The sequence below is a fragment of the Microbacterium paraoxydans genome (genome assembly GCF_900105335.1).
GTDB classification, from domain to species: Bacteria; Actinomycetota; Actinomycetes; order Actinomycetales; family Microbacteriaceae; genus Microbacterium; species Microbacterium paraoxydans.
Window position 1 is genome coordinate 2,572,274 of the sequence record NZ_LT629770.1, and the last position, 18,390, is coordinate 2,590,663.

19 protein-coding genes and 3 tRNA genes are annotated in these 18,390 nt (G+C 69.6%); 11 read left to right on the forward strand and 11 right to left on the reverse strand.

What is annotated here, in order from left to right; genetic code table 11:
- Window positions 1–98: 98 nt before the first annotated feature.
- Complete coding sequence (locus BLU02_RS12605; protein WP_060921571.1) at window positions 99–1,211, forward strand: fatty acid desaturase family protein; 1,113 nt, start codon at window positions 99–101, stop codon at window positions 1,209–1,211.
- A gap of 66 nt (window positions 1,212–1,277) precedes the next feature.
- Here the strand turns inward: BLU02_RS12605 and BLU02_RS12610 are convergent, their stop codons facing one another.
- The 3 genes from BLU02_RS12610 to BLU02_RS12620 form a co-directional block, all read right to left on the reverse strand.
- Window positions 1,278–2,681, reverse strand: a complete 1,404-nt coding sequence (locus BLU02_RS12610; protein ID WP_060921558.1) for a coiled-coil domain-containing protein — start codon at window positions 2,679–2,681, stop codon at window positions 1,278–1,280.
- A gap of 197 nt (window positions 2,682–2,878) precedes the next feature.
- Window positions 2,879–3,352 carry a hypothetical protein gene (locus BLU02_RS12615; RefSeq protein WP_082749978.1) on the reverse strand — a complete coding sequence of 158 codons (474 nt, stop codon included), beginning with the start codon at window positions 3,350–3,352 and terminating at the stop codon, window positions 2,879–2,881.
- An 85-nt stretch (window positions 3,353–3,437) separates the two neighbouring features.
- Window positions 3,438–3,743, reverse strand: coding sequence for a DUF7882 family protein (locus BLU02_RS12620; protein WP_060921556.1), 306 nt, complete (start codon window positions 3,741–3,743; stop codon window positions 3,438–3,440).
- A 164-nt stretch (window positions 3,744–3,907) separates the two neighbouring features.
- Here BLU02_RS12620 and BLU02_RS12625 point away from each other — a divergent pair, with 164 nt between their 5' ends.
- Both BLU02_RS12625 and BLU02_RS12630 read left to right on the forward strand, forming a co-directional pair.
- Window positions 3,908–5,233, forward strand: a complete 1,326-nt coding sequence (locus BLU02_RS12625) for a VCBS repeat domain-containing M23 family metallopeptidase (protein ID WP_060921555.1) — start codon at window positions 3,908–3,910, stop codon at window positions 5,231–5,233.
- Between the two features lie 44 nt (window positions 5,234–5,277).
- Window positions 5,278–6,123: a hypothetical protein gene (locus tag BLU02_RS12630; protein ID WP_060921554.1), complete on the forward strand. Its 846-nt coding sequence runs from the start codon at window positions 5,278–5,280 to the stop codon at window positions 6,121–6,123.
- 6 nt (window positions 6,124–6,129) lie between these two features.
- On the opposite strand, the gene BLU02_RS12635 is transcribed toward BLU02_RS12630, so the two are convergent.
- Complete coding sequence (locus BLU02_RS12635; RefSeq protein WP_060921553.1) at window positions 6,130–6,567, reverse strand: hypothetical protein; 438 nt, start codon at window positions 6,565–6,567, stop codon at window positions 6,130–6,132.
- Between the two features lie 107 nt (window positions 6,568–6,674).
- Between BLU02_RS12635 and BLU02_RS12640 the strand changes: the two genes are divergently transcribed.
- Window positions 6,675–7,418: a phosphotransferase gene (locus tag BLU02_RS12640; RefSeq protein WP_060921552.1), complete on the forward strand. Its 744-nt coding sequence runs from the start codon at window positions 6,675–6,677 to the stop codon at window positions 7,416–7,418.
- 36 nt (window positions 7,419–7,454) lie between these two features.
- Complete coding sequence (locus tag BLU02_RS12645) at window positions 7,455–8,510, forward strand: alpha/beta hydrolase (RefSeq protein WP_083371006.1); 1,056 nt, start codon at window positions 7,455–7,457, stop codon at window positions 8,508–8,510.
- Window positions 8,511–8,563: 53 nt separating this feature from the next.
- Here BLU02_RS12645 and BLU02_RS12650 read toward each other — a convergent pair whose 3' ends face one another.
- From BLU02_RS12650 to BLU02_RS12670, 5 genes are all read right to left on the reverse strand, one after another.
- Complete coding sequence (locus BLU02_RS12650) at window positions 8,564–9,148, reverse strand: hypothetical protein (protein ID WP_060921550.1); 585 nt, start codon at window positions 9,146–9,148, stop codon at window positions 8,564–8,566.
- Entirely contained in the window at window positions 9,148–9,723 is a 576-nt protein-coding gene (locus BLU02_RS12655; RefSeq protein ID WP_158698513.1) for a helix-turn-helix domain-containing protein, read from the reverse strand. Before BLU02_RS12655 ends, BLU02_RS12650 begins: the two co-directional genes overlap by 1 nt.
- Before the next feature lie 170 nt (window positions 9,724–9,893).
- A tRNA-Phe gene (locus BLU02_RS12660) sits at window positions 9,894–9,966 on the reverse strand.
- A gap of 68 nt (window positions 9,967–10,034) precedes the next feature.
- Window positions 10,035–10,108: transfer RNA gene (locus BLU02_RS12665), tRNA-Asp, on the reverse strand.
- 31 nt (window positions 10,109–10,139) lie between these two features.
- Window positions 10,140–10,212: transfer RNA gene (locus BLU02_RS12670), tRNA-Glu, on the reverse strand.
- A gap of 211 nt (window positions 10,213–10,423) precedes the next feature.
- Here BLU02_RS12670 and BLU02_RS12675 point away from each other — a divergent pair.
- On the forward strand, window positions 10,424–11,764 hold the full coding sequence (locus BLU02_RS12675) for a M23 family metallopeptidase (RefSeq protein WP_060921548.1): 1,341 nt from the start codon (window positions 10,424–10,426) through the stop codon (window positions 11,762–11,764).
- A gap of 173 nt (window positions 11,765–11,937) precedes the next feature.
- On the opposite strand, the gene ppa is transcribed toward BLU02_RS12675, so the two are convergent.
- Window positions 11,938–12,429 carry an inorganic diphosphatase gene (gene ppa, locus BLU02_RS12680; RefSeq protein ID WP_025104593.1) on the reverse strand — a complete coding sequence of 164 codons (492 nt, stop codon included), beginning with the start codon at window positions 12,427–12,429 and terminating at the stop codon, window positions 11,938–11,940.
- Window positions 12,430–12,530: 101 nt separating this feature from the next.
- Between ppa and tilS the strand changes: the two genes are divergently transcribed.
- On the forward strand, window positions 12,531–13,523 hold the full coding sequence (tilS, locus tag BLU02_RS12685; protein WP_060921547.1) for a tRNA lysidine(34) synthetase TilS: 993 nt from the start codon (window positions 12,531–12,533) through the stop codon (window positions 13,521–13,523).
- Window positions 13,524–13,549: 26 nt separating this feature from the next.
- Here the strand turns inward: tilS and BLU02_RS12690 are convergent, their stop codons facing one another.
- The gene (locus BLU02_RS12690) at window positions 13,550–14,140 is read right to left on the reverse strand and encodes a DUF937 domain-containing protein (protein ID WP_060921546.1); all 591 of its coding nucleotides are present in this window, start codon (window positions 14,138–14,140) and stop codon (window positions 13,550–13,552) included.
- 121 nt (window positions 14,141–14,261) lie between these two features.
- On the opposite strand from BLU02_RS12690, the gene hpt reads away from it, so the two are divergent.
- The 4 genes from hpt (at window position 14,262) to folP (ending at window position 18,389) form a co-directional block, all read left to right on the forward strand.
- Window positions 14,262–14,813: a hypoxanthine phosphoribosyltransferase gene (gene hpt / locus BLU02_RS12695; RefSeq protein ID WP_017204674.1), complete on the forward strand. Its 552-nt coding sequence runs from the start codon at window positions 14,262–14,264 to the stop codon at window positions 14,811–14,813.
- 156 nt (window positions 14,814–14,969) lie between these two features.
- A complete protein-coding gene (gene ftsH, locus BLU02_RS12700) occupies window positions 14,970–16,970 on the forward strand; it encodes an ATP-dependent zinc metalloprotease FtsH (RefSeq protein ID WP_025104589.1) in 2,001 nt (666 codons plus the stop codon).
- 1 nt (window position 16,971) lies between these two features.
- Window positions 16,972–17,583, forward strand: coding sequence for a GTP cyclohydrolase I (gene folE, locus BLU02_RS12705; protein WP_025104588.1), 612 nt, complete (start codon window positions 16,972–16,974; stop codon window positions 17,581–17,583).
- On the forward strand, window positions 17,580–18,389 hold the full coding sequence (gene folP / locus BLU02_RS12710) for a dihydropteroate synthase (protein WP_060921545.1): 810 nt from the start codon (window positions 17,580–17,582) through the stop codon (window positions 18,387–18,389). Before folE ends, folP begins: the two co-directional genes overlap by 4 nt.
- Window position 18,390: the final 1 nt, after the last annotated feature.

Sequence of the window (18,390 nt, forward strand, 5' to 3'; positions counted from 1 at the left end):
CCGCCTCGCGTATGCGAGCGCGGTTAGTGTGGCCACAGCGATCGGCAACCGCCCTTGGCTTCTTCAGCTCAAGGGCTCCCGATCGACAGGAGAGCATCATCTCCCGCACATCCTCCCCGACCGTCACCGCCACCCTCGGGCCGGTTCGTCAGACCTACGCCGGGAACGCCGAGTTCCCCCCGCTCACCCGGGCCTACCGCGATGTGCAGCAGGTCGTGAAGGAGACCGGGCTCCTGCAGCGCACTCCTGTGTTCTACACACTGATCGGCGCGGCCCTCGTCGTCGCCTTCGCCGGCTGCGTCGCGGGCTTCCTCCTCCTCGGTGACAGCTGGTTCCAGCTCCTCATCGCCGCCGCCCTCGGGATCGTCTTCACGCAGGTCGCCTTCCTCGCCCATGAGGCGGCGCACCGTCAGATCCTCTCCACGGGGCCGGCGAACTTCCGCCTGGCCCGCGTGCTCGCCGGCATCATCGGCATGAGCTATCACTGGTGGGACTCCAAGCACACCCGGCACCACGGCAACCCGAACCAGGTCGGCAAGGACCCCGACATCCAGGTCGATACCATCTCCTTCCTGGAGGAGGATGCGGCGCAGTCGCGTGGCATCGTCCGGCTCATCACGCGCAAGCAGGGGTGGCTCTTCTTCCCCCTCCTGACGCTCGAGGGGCTCAACCTGCACTACCTCGGTCTGAAGCACCTGATGACGAGGAAGAACGTGAAGGGGCGCTGGATCGAACTCGGTCTCATCGTCCTCCGGTTCGCCGTCATCCTCGTGCCGCTGTTCCTCTTGCTTCCCGTCGGCATGGCCTTCGCGTTCCTGGGTGTGCAGCTCGCGGTCTTCGGCGTCTACATGGGCGCATCCTTCGCCCCCAACCACAAGGGAATGCCGGTCATCGCTCCCGACGCGAAGCTCGACTTCTTCTCGAAGCAGGTGCGCACGTCGCGCAACATCCGCGGCGGATGGTGGGTGACGGGGCTGATGGGCGGCCTCAACCACCAGGTGGAGCACCACCTGTTCCCGAACATGTCGCGGCTGCACCTGTCGAAGGCGCGCGGCATCGTGCGCGACTACTGCGCCGCGAACAGCATCCCCTACACCGAGACAAGCCTCGGACAGTCGTACGCGATCGTCATCGCCTACCTCAACCGGGTCGGTCTGGCGGCGCGCGACCCGTTCGACTGCCCGGCGGCCGCACAGCTCCGCCGCGCCTGAAGCCTCACCGATACGACGAAGGGGCGAGCAGACAGCTGCTCGCCCCTTCGTCGTGTCCGCGCCGGATCAGCGCTTCGAGTCGTCCGACTCGATGACGTCGATCGTGATCTTCTCCAGCGGACGGTCGTCGTCGAGCTCGTCGTCGAGGACCTCGTCGCCTCGGAAGCTCTCGACGGACGCCTCGACGACGTCGTCCTCGTTCTCGTCGTCATCCTCGTCGATCGTGGCCTCCGTCAGCGCGATCTCCGCGGGGAGGTTGTCGTCGCTGAAGATGCCGTCGGGGCGGATGAGCTCGCGCACCTCGGCCATGAAGCTGGTGAGCTGCTGCTGCTGCCACCGCAGCTGACGGGCACGATCCTCGGCGTCGCGGAGGACGGTGGAGGTGTGGCCGGTCACCGCGTCGACGATCTTCTGAGACTTCACGCGGGCGCGCTCGAGGATGTCCCTGGCACGGACCTGCGCGTCGGCCTCGATCGCCTGTGCCTGCGAGCGCATGAGCTTCTCGTAGCCGTCGGCCTTCGCGGAGATGCGCTGGGCGTGCTCCAGTGAGGCGGTGACCTGCTCGTTCGCGTCGGTCGTGATGCGCTCGGCGTGTGCGACCGCCTGATTGTGCAGCACGAGGAACTCCTGCTGCGCGTCGTCCTGACGACGGGTGAGGGTCTCCTCGAACTCCAGCACGCGGGCGTTCATCTCACGCACCTCGCGCTCGGCGTCCGCCCGCAGCTGGGTGGTCTCACGCGTGACGAGGGAGCGCAGTGCGGCGGCGCCCTTCTCGGCCTCGGTGCGGATCGCCGTGGCCTCCTGGGACGCCTGGCTGACCTTCTCCGCGGCGTGGGCGGCCTCGCGCTCGATGCGCGCCTCGTGGGCCGTGTACTCGGTCTCCATCTTCAGCCGCACCTGATCGGCGTCGCGCTGAGCCTGGGAGATGATGCGCTCGGCATCCGCCTCGGCCTCGGCGCGCTGCGCGGCGACCTCTTCGCGGGCCGAGGTCATCAGGCGGTCGGCCTGCACGGCGGCGTTCTGGATGAGGACGTTCGCCTGCTCCTCGGCCACCCGCAGGATCGCCTCGAACTGCTGGCGGGAGGGCGCTTCCTCCCCATCGGCCTGCGGCATGTCGACGAGCTCGGAGGTGAGCGTCGCCACCTGCTGCTCGGCATCCGCGGCCTTGGCGTTCGCGGCGGCGAGCTCGGCTTCCAGGGCCTCGCGTGCCTCGCGCTCCTCGGCTTTGAGAGCTTCGACCGATTCGGCCTCGCGGGCCTTCGCCTCGGCGACCTCATCGGCGGCTTGCTGGAGCTGGGCGCGCATCGATGCGAGCGCGGCGTCGACCTCGCCCTTGTCGTAGCCGCGGAATCCGATGGTGAACGCCGACGTGGACGTGGACGACGTGTCGCGGGGAGCCGTCTCGATCAGCTGATCGAAGAAGTCCGGCGACCGCTCGTCGTCGCGGGGTGTGCCCGAGGAATCGCTCATGGGTTCAAGCCTTTCTGGCGTGTCCGCGACACGAAGCGGACTTCGTTTCGTGGACGGGATCGCAAGCTCGGGGGAGGAGGCCCCCGGCATGCGCCACGACCGGGTCGTCATCCGTCCCTGCGGGGCGCGGCGCGCGTCTAGCCTAATTGCGTCACCTGGGAATCGTGACCCCTAATTCCAGGCCCTGCGAGCGACGATCAGACCCGGCGGAACCAGCGCGCGTTGCGGTCGTCGAGCTCCGGCCCGCGCTCGAACAGGGAGACGGGCCCGTCGGCCACCTCGATCCCGCGGGTCGCGGCCTCGGCGGACACCAGGGCGCGCAGCTCCCGCCAGAGGGGTGCGGTCTGCGGGAAGCCGAGGTACTCGCGGAAGGTCTCGACGCGCACGAGAGTCCCCGCGCTGCCGGGAACCAATCGCGCGACGGTGTCGTCCGGTTCGACGAAGCGGACGCCCAGCGCGCCGTCCGGGAGTAGCGAGAAGCTCCTGCCTCGCTCCTCGACGATCACGCGCAGCAGCTCCGCCGTGGCCGTCGGGGAGGCGTGGACGAGGAGAGTGGCTCCGAGGTCGGCGAAGATCTCCTCCATCCGCGCGGCGGTGTACCGGGCTCCCGCGCGCTCGCCGGCCGACGATGCGCTGCGCCGCACCCAGCCGCGCAGGAAGGCGGCTCCCACGATGAGGCTGAGGATGACCAGGAAGAGGACGAGGATCAGAGCGGTGTCCAGGGCAGCGACCTTCCGTGCTGAACGTCGGTGCGCGTCAGCGCGGGCCGGTGAGATGGTCCAGCTGAAGGTCGCCGGTGGCGTTGAGTGCCTGCATGATCTCCTGGATGCGTTGCGGGTCCACGGCCGGCGGCTCCGCCTCGTCGAAGCCGAACTGCAGGGGGATCGCGGGATGGATCCAGACGCTCGCTCGCCGGTCGATGCCGCCCTCGGGAGGCTGCCAGGTCATCATGAAGCTCTCCTGACGACGCAGCTTGGTGGCGATGACGATCTTCAGATGCGCGAGCGTCTCGTCCTCGACGAGGATCGGATCCGAGTGCCCGTCGTACCGGAGTCTTCCCATGGTGCTGACGGTACACCCCTGCGGGGTCTCACGATCACCGACGTGAGACCCCGCGGAACGAGGCGAAGGGGGTGGCGTTCGCGGGGCGGAGCGCCTGGCCTTGGTACGGTGACCGCGGAGGACACCACGTCCCCTGGGGCCGCCGAGCAAGAGAGAACTTCGAGATGAAGCGCACGTCCCGCTTGCGTCTTGGTCGCATCGGGATCGTCGCCGTGCTCGCGATCGTGCTGGGATCGCTGACGCCGGCCCTCACCACGACCGGTTCCGCGAGCGCGGCGTCCGACGGCTACATGGTCTACCCGGCTTCGGGCAACATCCAGTCCAAGGTCGGCGACGGCTGCCTCGGCAACTATCGTGCGCACGACGGCATCGACATCTCGCGGAACGGCGGGACGCCGATCCTGGCGGCGTATGACGGCGTGATCAAGAGCCGCACGTCGAACGGCGGCTACGGCAACTACGTCGATGTGCAGCACCCGGGCGGCTATGTCACCCGATACGCCCACATGGCGGCATCCGGCTGGTACGCACCGGGGACGAAGGTTCTGCGCGGGCAGCAGATCGGCGTCGTCGGGAACACCGGCAACTCCGCCGCGTACCACCTGCATTTCGAGGTGTGGCTGAACGGCAAGGTCTACTCCCAGATCAACGACGGATTCACCTGCCTGTCGAACGTCACGCGGGGAGGGACGATCCCGCTGTTCTTCCCCGGTCTCGGGGCGAGCGACTCGGCGGGCATCGACACCGCCGACTTCACCGGTAACGGTAAGGCCGATCTTCTCGTCGTCGCGGGCAACGGGGATCTCAGACTGCGAGCGGGGGACGGCCGCAGCGGCCTCGCCGGACCGACCACCCTGTTCGGAGGCGGGTGGGGGAACTCACGACGGCACATCACGCACTCGGACTTCAACGGAGACGGCAACGCGGACATCCTCGTGGCGCGCTCCGACGGCGCCCTGGAGTACTACGCCGGGAACGGCGCCGGCGGCTTCCGTGCAGCGACCACCCCGGGAGCCGGCTGGTACGGGATGCGTCACGTCACTTCCGGTGCGGACTTCACCGGGGACGGACGGCAGGACGTCATCGGAGTGTCCCCGGCCGGGACTCTCGTGATCTTCCCCGGCAACGGGGCCGGCGGCTTCCGCACTCCGAACGTCACCGTGGGCAACGGCTGGGAGGGTTTCCACTACCTCGTCGCCGGAGACTTCGACGGCGACGGACGGGGTGACCTCATCGGGGTCGCCGGTGATGGCGTGCTGAGGCTCTACACCGGCGCGTCCGGCCTGCGCACCTGGCGTCAGGCCGGGACCGGCTGGCAGGAGTTCACCGAGGTCACCGGCGGCGCGGACTACAACGGGGACGGTCGTGCGGACCTGGTCGCCCGCACGGCGGCAGGACAGCTCTACCTCTATCCCGGCAACGGCGCGGGAGGGTTCGGCACCAAGATCCTCATGGCCTCGGATGCGGCGGACTACCTCGCGATCGAATAGCGCGGGTCGCGTAGCGGGCACCGGCCGACGCGTATCGTGGGCGCATGGCCGCTCCGACCCTCGATGACATCGCGGCGGCGCTGTACGCAGGGCCGCCCGAGGAGTTCACGACCGCCCGGAACGCACGGGCGAAGGACCTCGACGATCGCGCGCTCGCCGCGGAGGTGAAGGCGCTGCGCAAGCCGGCAGTGGCTGCCTGGGTCGTCAACGTCTTCGCGCAGGAGCGTGCCGCGCAGCTCGGGGAGGCCCTGGCGCTGGCGGCGGAGCTGCGCGAGGCGCAGGCGGAGCTGGACGCCGCGGCGTTGGCGAAGCTCGGCCGGGAGCGGCGCGCGCTGACCCGGCGGCTCGCCGAGACCGCCGCGGACCTTGCGGGCTCCCGAGGCGAACGAGTGACGGCGGCGACGCGGGATGCGGTCGAGCAGACGATCTCCGCGGCATTCTTCGACCCGGACGCGGCGGCCGCCGTGGCCTCGGGGCGTCTCGTGCGGGCATTGGAGCCTTCGGGCACGGCGGACGACATCCGCGACGCGGTGGCCGGAACGCTCCCCGCACTGCAGCCCCAACCCCCGCGTCCTCCGGACGAACTGCACGAGCGTCGGAAACGCCGGGATGCCGAGCGTCAGCTGGCGGCTGCGGAGAAGGACCTCGCGGCGGCGGAGCGGGCCCTCGCGAAGGAGGACGAGGTGATGCAGGCGCTGAGCGATCGCGCGGAGGAGCTGGCCGACGGCATCGCCGAGCTGGAGGCGCAGATCGAGAAGCTGCATCAGGAAGCCGACCGCGTCGGGCGCGACCGTCCCGCCGCGGAGGAGCGGCGCACCGCGGCCGTGGAGAAGAAGGATGCCGCCGCCGAGGCCGTGCAGGCGGCGCGCGCGGCGCTCGCCGACCTCTGAGCGGTCTCAGCCCCGGGCGGCGGCTTTCTCCTCAGGGGAGTTCGGCGTCCATCCGAACCAGCCGTCGTCGGCCGGGATGACGCTCCAGTCGCCGCAGACGAAGACGGTCTTCGCCTCGTATGCGGACGGGCCGTCATCCAGGGTCCACGTCGGGGCGGAGGTCCGCTCCGTCTCCACGCAGTCGTCCGGCAGCGCTGTCGTGCTCGCCAGCAGGAGGACGGCGTCGTCCGCGTCCTCGAGGGTCGACGTCCTCAGCGTGAGGGCGGTCGCGTCTTCCGGAACCCAGTCCGCATCGATCGGCGCGTCCGCGCGGAAGGCATCGGCGTCGTCGAACGTCCTGGTCGACTGCTTGTGCACGAGACCCTCCACGGCGGCGCATCCACCGAGCAGCAGGGTGCCGCCGAGGAGCAGGGCGGCGGCGGGGAGGAGGTGTCGTCGTGTCATACTTCCACTCTGCTGGCGAGGCTCGCGGACGGCGTCCGTCGGGGGAGGTATCCCTCGTCACCCGGAGGAGTGATCTCTGCTGCAGGCGCCTCCGATAGCCTCGGGGGATGCGGGAGGAAGTCCTCGAGGGCGGCAACGCGAGCGGACCCGTCGTGCGGGTCGGGGACACCGTCCGCAAGGCGTGGACAGCCGCGACCCCGCACATCGTCGCCTACGTGCGGGCGATGCGGGACGGCGGAGTGGATGCGCCCGAGCCGCTCGGCAGAGACGCGCAGGGGCGGCAGATCATCGAGTTCATCCCCGGCGCGCTCGCGATGGATGCCGCACCGCTCTCCGCCGCCGAGCTCGGCCGCGTGGGCGACATGGTCCGCTGGATCCATGACGTCTCGGCGCGGTACGTCCCTGCTGCCGACGCGATCTGGGAACCACCCCTCTCGGCGCCCGCGCAGGAGCTCATCTGCCACAACGACCTGGCGCCGTGGAATCTGATGCTCGGCGACCGCTGGGTCTTCATCGACTGGGACGGCGCCTCCCCGAGCACCCGGTCGTGGGACCTCGCCTTCTCCGCGCAGACGTTCGCGCTTCCGGATCCGACCAGCGACCCGGAGCGCTCCGCCGACGACCTCGCAGCGTTCGTCGACGGATACGGCGCCGACGAGGAACTGCGCGCGGTGCTCCCGGACATGATGCGCCGGCGCACGCAGGCGATGCTCGACCTGCTGCGCTCGTCCGCGGAGGCGGGGCGCGAGCCGTGGGGGACCATGTACAGCACGGGTCACGGGGCGCACTGGGCGGCGGTGCTCGACTATGTCACCGCGCATCGGGGTGTGTGGCAGCGCGCCCTGGCGTGACCGCTTCGCCGGTCCGCTTCTCCTAGGGTGATCGACATGAGTGACGACCTCGGCCGCGCAGTGATCGCGGATCTGTGCCGGATCCCGAACCCGGAGTCGATCGACCGGACGGCGTACGTCGACCTCGGCGGTGTCCCCCAGTTCGTCTCGATCCGCGGGCGCAGCACACGGAACCCCGTACTCGTCGTCTGCCACGGCGGCCCGGCCCTGCCGTCGCTGCCCTCGTCGTGGGTCTGGCAACGCGGCGTGGAGGACTACTTCACGGTCGTCAACTACGACCAGCGTGCGAGTGGCAAGTCCGCAGGGTCCGTGTCTGAGGACATGGACCTCAGCGTCGACCGGTACGTCGACGATCTCGCGGAGCTGATCGCGTGGCTCCAGGGCGAGCTGGGCGTGCAGAAGGTCGGGGTGCTCGGGCACAGCTGGGGGACGGTCCTCGGGCTCACCCTCGCCCGGCGGCGTCCCGACCTGCTGTGGGCCTACATCGGCGTCGGCCAGGTCATCTCCGGTCCCGAGAACGAGGAAGAGAGCTTCCGCCACGCGATGCGGAGTGCCGTCGCGGATCGCAACGAGCAGGCGGTCTCCGAGTTGCAGGCGCTCGGGGAGTACCCCGGTGAGGAGCCGTTGACCGTCGAACGCATCGTGACCTGCCGGAGATGGGCGCAGTACTACGGCGGCCTCTCGGCGTATCGCTCCGACTTCGCGTACTTCACCGAGTCGCAGGAGCTGTCCCCGTATTACACGGACGCCGACCTGGGCCTCATCGGCGTCGGGCAGCGGGCGACCATGCCCGCGGTGCTGCCCGCCCTGTTCGGCTTCGACGCCCGCGACCAGACGGCGTTCGAGGTGCCGATGCTCCAGTTCCTCGGACGGCACGACTGGACGACCCCCACCGGACCGGTCGCCCGCTGGCTGGAGACCGTGACGGCGCCCGCGACGCACGTCGTGTGGTTCGAGAACTCCGCGCACCTGTGCATGTTCGAGGAGCCCGGGAAGTTCCTGGTGAGCCTCGTGGCCCATGCGCTGCCGCACGCGGTCGCGGCGGGGAACGCGAGGGCGGACGGCTCGACGGACTCACTTGTGCCGGCGTGAGTCTGCGGGTCGCCGCCTCCCGTTCTGCTCTCTTCACCCGCTCCGTTATCGCGTCAGAGATGAATGGGGCCGGGGGAGGGAACCGCTGTCGGCAGGCCGCTATCGAGGATCCGCTGGACGATGCCGATAGCGCGGTCGCTGAGACCGTCGCCCGGGTAGAAGTCCTCGTAGTGAGCCTCCGCCGCTTCCAACGTGGTGATGCCGCAGAGGGTGAGCAACTGACGGATGTCGTCGACGTCGCGTCCTGGCCGGTTGGCGCGGAGCTTCATGGCGAGAAGCGCGTCCTTCGAGGCGACCTGGATTATGACGCCGTCTCGGTCGTAGATCGTCTCCCACTCGACAGTTCGACGCCCGAACGTCGGTACGGAATCGGCGTGCTCCACAGCGAAGTTGAACCAGCCGACGCTCCACCCTCGTCGGTCTCCGACGCGCGAGGCCGCGGCGAGAACGGCTTCGTCACTTCCAGGGTTGATGTGAAGGGAATCGAGGTCTCCGGTGGTACGGCGGTCGAAGTACCTGATGACGAGCGCAGCGCCGCCGACGAGTCGGATGCCTGCGACTTCGCCAGCGGCATGAAGCTCGCCGACCAGGTCGCGGAGGCCGGCGATGATGTCGTCGCGGTTCAGGGCGTCAGCCATCAGACGCTCGTCAGCGTGTCTTGCCAGACAAGGACACCACGCTCGAGGAACTCCGTGGGCACGTCGTCGGGCGCCGGGATCGGATCCGCCGGATCGACGTCCAGGGTTCGGGGTACCTGGACCCTCCTGTTCGGGCCGTCGACCCACGCCGGGGTGGGGAGCCCCTCCTCGCGGAGGCGAAGATCCACGAGCGCTGCCAGGGCGGCATCCCAGACGCGGTCACCGGTCGGCTCGGGTTCCGCGAGACCGAGAACCCCGCGTACGAGGCCGTGCTCGGCGTTGAGGTTGTCGCTCAGCTGGATGAACTCGCGAAGCGCGCTGTGCTTGTCGCCCGCTCGCAGGTACCCGCGGATCGCCGCCGCGATGGTCGCCGCGTCGTCCCGTCGCGTCGGTGCGGAGTACAGGCGATAGCCGGCGCCACGGAGGAAGCGTTCGACTGTGCTGAACTCAGCCTCGCGGCCACCTTCCACTCGAGATACGCGGCCTTGATCGACGTTGGTTCGCTCGGCGAGATCCTTCTGCGTGAGCCCGCTGCTCTTCCGCGCAGCGCGCACGAGCACTGATGCGTTGGTCACGTCGCCTCCCCGTAGAAATGTCCTCTGAGCCATATTCTACGTCGGCTGGGATCAGGATGCGACGCCTCAGATCCGGGAAGCCGCGTCCTGTTCGTTCCAGGGCAAAGCAAAACCCCCGCCATGTAGAAGCTAGGCGAGGGTTTCTGGGCTGATTGTAATGATCAGCCGTGTGGCTCCGACCGGCATCGATCCGGTGACCTTTCGATTTTCAGTCGAACGCTCTACCAACTGAGCTACAGAGCCGCGCGGCGATGATGCTGCCGCGTCCTAGACGAAGAGCCCTCTCCGAAGAAAGAGCTCGTCGCACGGAGCGACCCTGACGGGACTTGAACCCGCGACCTCCGCCGTGACAGGGCGGCACGCTAACCAACTGCGCTACAGGGCCATACTGGTGTTTTCAATTGTATCGGATGGAGTGACCCCAACGGGATTCGAACCCGTGCTACCGCCGTGAAAGGGCGGCGTCCTAGGCCGCTAAACGATGGGGCCGAGTCAGTCCCGGGGGACTTCCTTGCCGACGCTCAAGCATAAGGGATCATTCGGGCAAATCGCGAATCGAGGCCGGAACCCGCTTCCCCCGGGCGTGTTCGAGCGGGACCATGGAGGGGCCGGGGATGCCGTTCACGCCGCTCCAGGAGTCTGGTGCTGGTGTGAAAGTTGTTGTTACTGTGGCATCTGTGAAACCGGCGGAAGGGGCCGTGTGAACGACAAGACCACGCAGGATGCGGCATCCGCGGACTGCGGGTGTGCGCCCACCCCGACGGAGCGCCGTGCCCTCTTCGGTGACGGCATCAGCCGCCGCGGCGCTCTCGGACTCGGCGCGCTCAGCGTCGTCGCCCTCAGCGCGTTCGGCATCTCGTCTGGCGTCACGGCCGCCCACGCCGCGTCGTACCCGAGCTGGGACGACGTGCAGAAGGCCAAGCAGAACGAGGCCTCCAAGGCTGCTGAGGTGAAGCGCATCGAGGGGCTGATCCAGTCGCTCACGCAGAAGGTCTCCGAGACGCAGGCCGCCGCCGAGGTCGCCTCGACCGAGTTCTACAACGCGCAGCAGGCCTACTTCGCCGCGATCGCGGAGGCCGACTCGCTGCAGGAGAAGGCGGACGCGCAGGCCGCCGTCGCCGACGAGTCCGCCCGCAAGGCCGGTCAGGTCGCCGCCCAGCTCTACCGCAACGGCGGCGACGACACCTCGCTGGAGCTGTTCTTCGCGGGCTCCGCAGCCAACGCCGACGAGCTCCTCGCCCGCCTCGGCTCGATGGACAAGCTCCTCGAGTACAACCAGACCGTCTACAACGACGCGGTCGCCGCGCGGAACTCCGCCCAGTCGCTCAGCGATCAGGCGGTCGTCGCCCGGGACGAGCGCGACCGGCTCCAGAAGATCGCCGAGGAGAAGATGGTCGCGGCGCAGCAGGCCGCCGACGCCGCCCAGGCCGCTCTCGACGAGCAGTCGGCGAACCTCGCCACGATGCAGGCGCAGCTCGCCGCGCTGAAGGACACCACCGCGACCACCGTCGCCGGCTACCAGAAGGGCGTCGAGGAGCGCGAGAAGGAGCGTAAGCGCCGCGAGGCCGCCGAAGCCGCCGCGAATGCCGGCGGCAACAGCGGCGGCGGCGGGACCCCGGGAAGCGGCGGCTGGGTGCGTCCGCATGGCGGTTACCGCAGCTCCGGCTACGGCCCGCGCTCCCAGCAGTGCAACGCCAACGGCTGCTCGTCGAGCTGGCACTACGGCGTCGACCTCGCGAACGGCTGCGGCGCGGCGATCTACGCGGCGCACTCGGGCACTGTCGATGCCGCGTTCTACAACGGCGGGTACGGCAACTACGTCCGGATCCAGCACCGCGGCGGCATCGCGACCGGCTACGCGCACATCAAGCCCGGCGGCTTCGCGGTCCGGAACGGCCAGTGGGTGCGCGCCGGCCAGGTCATCGCGTATGCGGGCAACACCGGCGGCTCCTTCGGCTGCCACCTGCACTTCGAGGTCTACATCAACGGCCGCTACACGAACCCCATCGACTTCATGGCGAGCAAGGGCATCTCCGTCTGACGGACGGCTGGATAGCGGAAGACCCCCGGACGCATGGCGTCCGGGGGTCTTCGCTTCGACAGGCTCAGCGAACCAGAGAAGGTCGGCGACCGAGAGAGGTCGGCGACCCAGAGAAGGTCGGCGACCGAGATAGGTCAGCGCCCCAGAGAGGTCGGCGACCCAGATGGGTCCGGTCAGTGGCCCTGCTCGCCGAAGCGGACGATGGCCTCGTCGAGAATGCGCTGCGCCTCGGCGGCGTTGCCCCACTCGTCGACCTTGACCCACTTGTTGGGCTCGAGGTCCTTGTAGTGCTCGAAGAAGTGCGCGATCTCCTTCTTCGTGTACTCCGGCACGTCGTCGATGTCCTGGATGTGGGCCCAGCGCGGGTCCTTGGAGAGCACGGCGACGAGCTTGTCGTCTCCGCCGGCCTCGTCGCTCATCTTCAGTACGGCGACCGGGCGGACCTCGACGACGACGCCGGGGTAGATCTGGTGGTCGAGGAGCACCAGCACGTCGAGCGGGTCGCCGTCCTCGCCGAGCGTGTTGTCGAAGTAGCCGTAGTCGGCCGGGTAGCCGAAGGTCGTGTAGAGCACGCGGTCGAGGTGCACTCGCCCGGTCTCGTGGTCGACCTCGTACTTCACGCGGCTGCCGCGCGGGATCTCGATGACGGCGTCGTGTGCGCCCATGCGTGTGCTCCTCAGGAAGATCGGTTGGATGCCGCGGACCAGCCTACTCGGGGGCCGCGGATCCGACCGTGACGGAGGAGGCGGTGCCCTAGCGTGGAGGGATGCCTTCCCTCGACCCCGCCGTCGCCGAGATCCGCCTCGCCGTGCGCACCGCGCTCGCCGACCTGCCCGAGGGCTCGACCGTCGTCGTCGCGGTGTCCGGCGGTGCCGACTCGCTCGCACTGGCGGCGGCCACCGCGTTCGAGGCCGCGAAAGTCGGGGTGCGTGCGACCGCGGTGACGGTCGACCACGGTCTGCAGCAGGGGTCCGCCGAGGTCGCCGCCGAGACGGGACGCATCGCCGGACGGCTCGGATTGGAGGCGCTCGTCCTCCGCGTCGAGGTCGACGGCGACGGGGGTCCGGAGGCGGCCGCGCGGGATGCGCGCTACCGCGTGCTCCGGGACGCGGCGGGCGAGATCGGCGCGCGGGCGGTCCTGCTCGGACACACCCTCGACGACCAGGCCGAGACGGTCCTGCTCGGACTCGCCCGCGGCTCCGGGGCGACGAGCCTGCAGGGCATGGCGCCGGACCGGGAGGACGACGACGGCCTCCGGTGGCTGCGTCCGCTGCTCGGCGTGCGCCGCGAGACCACCCGTGCGTTCTGCGGCGCGGCGGAGCTGCAGCCGTGGGAAGACCCGCACAACACCGACGACCGCTACACGCGGGTGCGGGTGCGTCGCCACGTGCTCCCGGTGCTGGAGACGCAGCTCGGCCCGGGTATCGCCGAGGCGTTGGCGCGCACCGCCGAGCAGCTCCGGGAGGACGCGGAGGCGTTCGACGAGATGATCCACGAGACGATCGAGGACATCGTCGAGCACGCCGAGGCCGGGATCTCCGTGAGCGTCGCCGCGCTCGCCGCCAACCCGGCCGCGCTGCGCAACCGCATCATCCGGCTCGTGGTCGACAGCGAGTTCGGGGCGAGCCTGAGCCGCGCGCAGACGATCGAGGTCGCCCGCCTCGTGACCGACTGGTCGGGTCAGGGCCCGATCGATCTGCCGGGGTGCGCCGCCGTGCGTCAGGGCGGCCGGATCGTGTTCACCGCCGCGACCCGCTGAATCGCAGGCCGCGGCGGCGTCGCGTTCTACTTCTTGCCGCCGAAGAGGCCGCCGAGGATGCCTCCGAGGTCGATGCCGCCGCCGGAGCCGCTCTTACCGCCGCCGAGGAGGCCACCCAGCACGTCACCCAACCCGCCGCCGGAGCCCGAGTCGCCGCCGCCGAGGATGCCGCCGATGACGTCGCCGATCCCGCCGGAGCCCTCCGCGCCCGCGTCCGCCTTCGCCGTCTTGTCCTTGGTCGCGTTGGCGATGAGACCCATCACGATCGGCGCGAGGATGGGGAGGAGCTTCCCGAAGTCGATGCCCGGGGTCGCCTTCGACTCCGTCAGCTCCTTCGTGACCTCCTTCTCCTTCCCGCCGAGGATGTGGGAGACGATCTTCTCGCCGTCTTCCTGGTCGATGTCGTCGACCGTCGCCGGGCTCGACGCACCGCGGTGCTTGCCGAGGGCCTTCTCGATGGCCGCCGATCCCTCGGAACTCTCCGCGTTCTTGGCCAGCCCGCCGAGCAGCACGGCGCCGCCCTGCTCGACCGCGACCTTGGCCTCGTCGCGCGACACTCCGAGCTTCTGCGCGATGTCGTCGAGGGGGACCTGGCTGAGGATGTCGTGAGTCGCCATGGGGATCTCCTTCCGTCGGGGCGTGCGCCCGCGTCACCGTCAGAGTAGTGCGGCGTCGTCCTGCGGGGGAGGGTACGCGCCCGCGACCGGAGCACACGGTCACGTCACCTAAAATCGATCCATGCGCGCCGCGGAGATCCAGGACGACCTTGCACAGATCCTCGTCACCGAGGAGGAGATCCACGCCAAGCTCGACGAGCTCGCGGCGCAGGTCGCGAAGGATTACGAGGGCAAGGACCTCATCCTCGTCGGCGTGCTAAAGGGCGCGGTCATGGTCATGGCGGACTTCGCGCGAGCGCTGCCGTTCCACGCGCCGATGGACTGGATGGCGGTGTCGAGCTACGGCGCCAGCACGAAGTCGAGCGGTGTCGTGCAGATCCGGAAGGACCTCGACACCGACCTGCACGGCAAGCACGTGCTCATCGTCGAGGACATCATCGACTCCGGCCTCACCCTGAGCTGGCTCCTGGAGAACTTCGAGTCCCGCGGTGCGGAGTCGATCGAGGTCCTGGCGCTGCTGCGCAAGCCGGAGGCCGCGAAGGTCGAGATCGACTGCAAGTACGTCGGCTTCGACATCCCCGTGGAATTCGTCGTCGGCTACGGACTCGACTACGCGGAGCGCTACCGCAACCTCCGCGACGTCGCCGTGCTGGCACCGCACGTCTACAGCTGACGCTTCGACAGGCTCAGCGACCCAGGCGGGCTCAGAAGCCGGGCAGGGTCAGCGACCCGGGTGGGCTCAGCCACCGAGGCGGCAGCGCCGACGGCGTTGCGCCGTGGGTGAACGCACAGCGGCCCCCTAGCACGGAGGCGATACGCTGATCCGACCATGGATGTGAAGAAGCTCACCCGCAATCCGCTGATCTACGTCGCTCTGATCGGCGTGCTGCTCTTCGGCGGATTCCTGCTGATCTCGAACCTCGGTGCGCCGAAGCAGATCACGACGCAGGAGGGGCTCGAGCTGCTCTCCGGCAAGACCGTGACCGAGGTCGTCACCACCGACGGCGATCAGCGCGTAGACATGACGCTGTCGAAGCCGTTCGAGGGCTCCGAGAACGTCCAGTTCTACTACGTCGAGGCCCGCGCCGACGAGGTGGTCTCCGCGATCGATGCGGCCGCGCCGAAGGACGGCTTCAACGACGCCGTGCCGCGCGCGACCTGGTTCGACGGCTTCCTCTCCCTGCTGCTTCCCCTCGTGCTGCTCGGCCTGCTGTTCTGGTGGCTCCTGTCGTCCATGCAGGGCGGCGGCGGCAAGGTCATGCAGTTCGGCAAGTCCAAGGCCAAGCTCGTCAACAAGGAGACCCCGACGGTCACCTTCGCCGACGTCGCCGGTGCCGACGAGGCCATCGAGGAGCTCCACGAGATCAAGGAGTTCCTGCAGGACCCGGCGAAGTTCCAGGCCATCGGCGCCCGCATCCCGAAGGGCGTGCTGCTGTACGGCCCTCCCGGAACCGGAAAGACCCTCCTCGCCCGTGCCGTCGCCGGCGAGGCCGGTGCCCCGTTCTACTCCATCTCCGGATCCGACTTCGTCGAGATGTTCGTCGGCGTCGGTGCCTCCCGCGTGCGCGACCTGTTCAGCCAGGCCAAGGAGAACGCCCCGGCGATCATCTTCATCGACGAGATCGACGCCGTCGGCCGTCACCGCGGCGCCGGCATGGGCGGCGGCAACGACGAGCGCGAGCAGACGCTGAACCAGATGCTCGTCGAGATGGACGGCTTCGACCCGAACGCGAACGTCATCGTGATCGCGGCCACCAACCGTCCCGACATCCTCGACCCCGCGCTGCTGCGCCCCGGCCGCTTCGACCGTCAGATCGGTGTCGACGCCCCCGACCTCAAGGGCCGCCAGAAGATCCTCGAGGTGCACAGCAAGGGCAAGCCGCTGTCGAAAAACGTCGACCTCGAGGTCGTCGCCCGCAAGACCCCCGGCTTCACCGGTGCCGATTTGGCGAACGTGCTCAACGAGGCCGCGCTGCTCACGGCCCGCTCGAACGCGCAGCTCATCGACAACCGTGCCCTCGACGAGGCCATCGACCGCGTGATCGCCGGTCCGCAGCGTCGCACTCGCGTGATGAAGGACAAGGAGAAGCTCATCACGGCGTATCACGAGGGCGGACACGCGCTCGCGGCGGCGGCGATGAACTACACCGACCCCGTGACGAAGATCACGATCCTGCCCCGCGGCAAGGCGCTCGGCTACACGATGGTGCTGCCGCTGGACGACAAGTACTCGGTGACCCGCAACGAGCTGCAGGACCAGCTCACCTACGCCATGGGCGGTCGCGTCGCCGAGGAGCTCGTCTTCCACGACCCCACCACCGGTGCGTCCAACGACATCGAGAAGGCGACCTCGATCGCCCGAAAGATGGTCATCGAGTACGGCATGACGACGCAGGTCGGTCCGGTCAAGCTCGGCACCGAGGGCGGCGACATGTTCGTCGCGCGCGACATGGGCCGTGGCCGCGAGTACTCCGAGAAGGTCGCGGAGCGTGTCGATGCCGAGGTGCGGGCGCTCATCGAGCAGGCGCACAACGAGGCGTACGCGGTGCTCAGCGAGAACCGGGACATCCTCGACCGTCTCGCCCTCGCGCTCCTCGAGGAGGAGACCCTCGACCATAACCGCATCGCGGAGATCTTCACCGAGGTGAAGAAGCTCCCCGAGCGTCCGCTGTGGCTGTCCAGCGAGGACCGCCCGGTCTCGGAGCGGCCGCCGATCGAGGTCCCGAAGAAGGACGTCTCGCTCGCCGCCTCCGTCGAGGCGCCGACGGCCCCGCCGCGTCCGCAGCAGGGCTCCGCCGGAGCGGGCAACCCTCGTCCCGCGACGGCGTGACGTGACCGTCGACAAGGGGCGCGTCGAACGGCTCACCAGGGAACTCCTGGAGGCGATCGGCGAGGACCCCGATCGTCCGGGGATCAAGCAGACGCCCTCCCGGATGGCCGAGCTCTACGCGGAGTTCTTCGCGGGGGTGGGCGAGGATCCCGCCGAACCGCTCGCCCACACGATCAGCGTCACCCGCGGGCCGGCGCCGGACACCCTGCCGTCCGGTGCCGTGCTGCTGCGCGACATCCGCTTCCGCTCGGTGTGCGAGCACCACCTCCTGCCCTTCGCGGGACACGCGCACATCGCCTACCTTCCGGGCGAGCAGGTCGTCGGTCTCGGTGCGCTCGTGCGCGTCGTGGAGATCCTCGCCGCGCGGCCGCAGGTGCAGGAGCGGCTGGGGGAGCAGATCGCCGACACGATCGCCGAGAACCTCGACGCGCGCGGCGTGCTCGTCGTTCTCGATGCCAGCCACGGCTGCGTGACGATGCGGGGCGGACGGCAGACCGAAGCCTCGACCCTGACCATCGCAGCGCGCGGGGTCTACACGGATCCCGTGGCACGCGCGGAGTTGGTGACCCTGATCGGCATGACCGTGCCGGGGGCCGGGACGTCGCGCGCATGACCGGCATCTGGGGCATCGTCAACGTCACCCCCGACTCGTTCAGCGACGGCGGGCGGTACCTCGACGCGGACCGCGCGGTCGCCCACGGCCTCCGTCTGCGCGCGGAAGGAGCGTCCGTCCTCGACGTCGGGGGCGAGTCGACCCGGCCGGGCGCGGAGCGCGTCGGGGTGGACGAGGAGCAGCGCCGCGTCCTCCCGGTCGTCGAACAGCTCGCCGCGGCCGGTGCCGTCGTCAGCATCGACACCCTCAACGCGTCGACCGCCGTGGCGGCCGTCCGCGCAGGGGCGCGCATCGTCAACGACGTCTCCGGCGGACTCGCCGACCCCGACATGCGCGCCGCGGTGGCGGAGTCGGGTGCCGACTTCGCGATCGGGCACTGGCGGGGCTTCTCCGCCGACATGTATGCGAACGCCGACTACCGGCGCGTCGCCCGAGAGGTGGCCGGCGAGCTGCGCGAGCGCATCGGGGAGGCGGCCGCCGCCGGGATCGCGCCCTCCCGCCTGATCGTCGACCCCGGTATCGGGTTCGCCAAGGCCGGTGCCCAGAACTGGGACGTGCTGAGGGGCCTCGACGAGATCGTGGGCCTCGGTTTCCGCGTGCTGGTCGGGACGTCGCGCAAGCGCTTCCTCGCCGACGTGCTGCAGGAGGCGGCCCCGGGCGGTGACGGCGTCTCCGAGGAGCGCCGGGACCTGGCGACCGCGGTGACGAGTGCGCTCGCGATGCGCGCCGGCGCCTGGGCGGTGCGCGTGCACGACGTCGCGGCCACCCGCGACGCCCTCGCGATCACCCGCGCCTGGGAAGGCTGAG

Excerpts from the sequence above, each read along its gene's own strand:
- BLU02_RS12610 (WP_060921558.1), bottom strand. The coding sequence starts at position 2,681 with ATGAGCGATTCCTCGGGCACACCCCGCGACGACGAGCGGTCGCCGGAC.
- BLU02_RS12620 (WP_060921556.1), bottom strand. The coding sequence starts at position 3,743 with ATGGGAAGACTCCGGTACGACGGGCACTCGGATCCGATCCTCGTCGAG.
- BLU02_RS12625 (WP_060921555.1), top strand. The coding sequence starts at position 3,908 with ATGAAGCGCACGTCCCGCTTGCGTCTTGGTCGCATCGGGATCGTCGCC.
- BLU02_RS12630 (WP_060921554.1), top strand. The coding sequence starts at position 5,278 with ATGGCCGCTCCGACCCTCGATGACATCGCGGCGGCGCTGTACGCAGGG.
- BLU02_RS12635 (WP_060921553.1), bottom strand. The coding sequence starts at position 6,567 with ATGACACGACGACACCTCCTCCCCGCCGCCGCCCTGCTCCTCGGCGGC.
- BLU02_RS12640 (WP_060921552.1), top strand. The coding sequence starts at position 6,675 with ATGCGGGAGGAAGTCCTCGAGGGCGGCAACGCGAGCGGACCCGTCGTG.
- BLU02_RS12645 (WP_083371006.1), top strand. The coding sequence starts at position 7,455 with ATGAGTGACGACCTCGGCCGCGCAGTGATCGCGGATCTGTGCCGGATC.
- BLU02_RS12650 (WP_060921550.1), bottom strand. The coding sequence starts at position 9,148 with ATGGCTGACGCCCTGAACCGCGACGACATCATCGCCGGCCTCCGCGAC.
- ppa (WP_025104593.1), bottom strand. The coding sequence starts at position 12,429 with ATGGGCGCACACGACGCCGTCATCGAGATCCCGCGCGGCAGCCGCGTG.
- tilS (WP_060921547.1), top strand. The coding sequence starts at position 12,531 with ATGCCTTCCCTCGACCCCGCCGTCGCCGAGATCCGCCTCGCCGTGCGC.
- BLU02_RS12690 (WP_060921546.1), bottom strand. The coding sequence starts at position 14,140 with ATGGCGACTCACGACATCCTCAGCCAGGTCCCCCTCGACGACATCGCG.
- hpt (WP_017204674.1), top strand. The coding sequence starts at position 14,262 with ATGCGCGCCGCGGAGATCCAGGACGACCTTGCACAGATCCTCGTCACC.
- ftsH (WP_025104589.1), top strand. The coding sequence starts at position 14,970 with ATGGATGTGAAGAAGCTCACCCGCAATCCGCTGATCTACGTCGCTCTG.
- folP (WP_060921545.1), top strand. The coding sequence starts at position 17,580 with ATGACCGGCATCTGGGGCATCGTCAACGTCACCCCCGACTCGTTCAGC.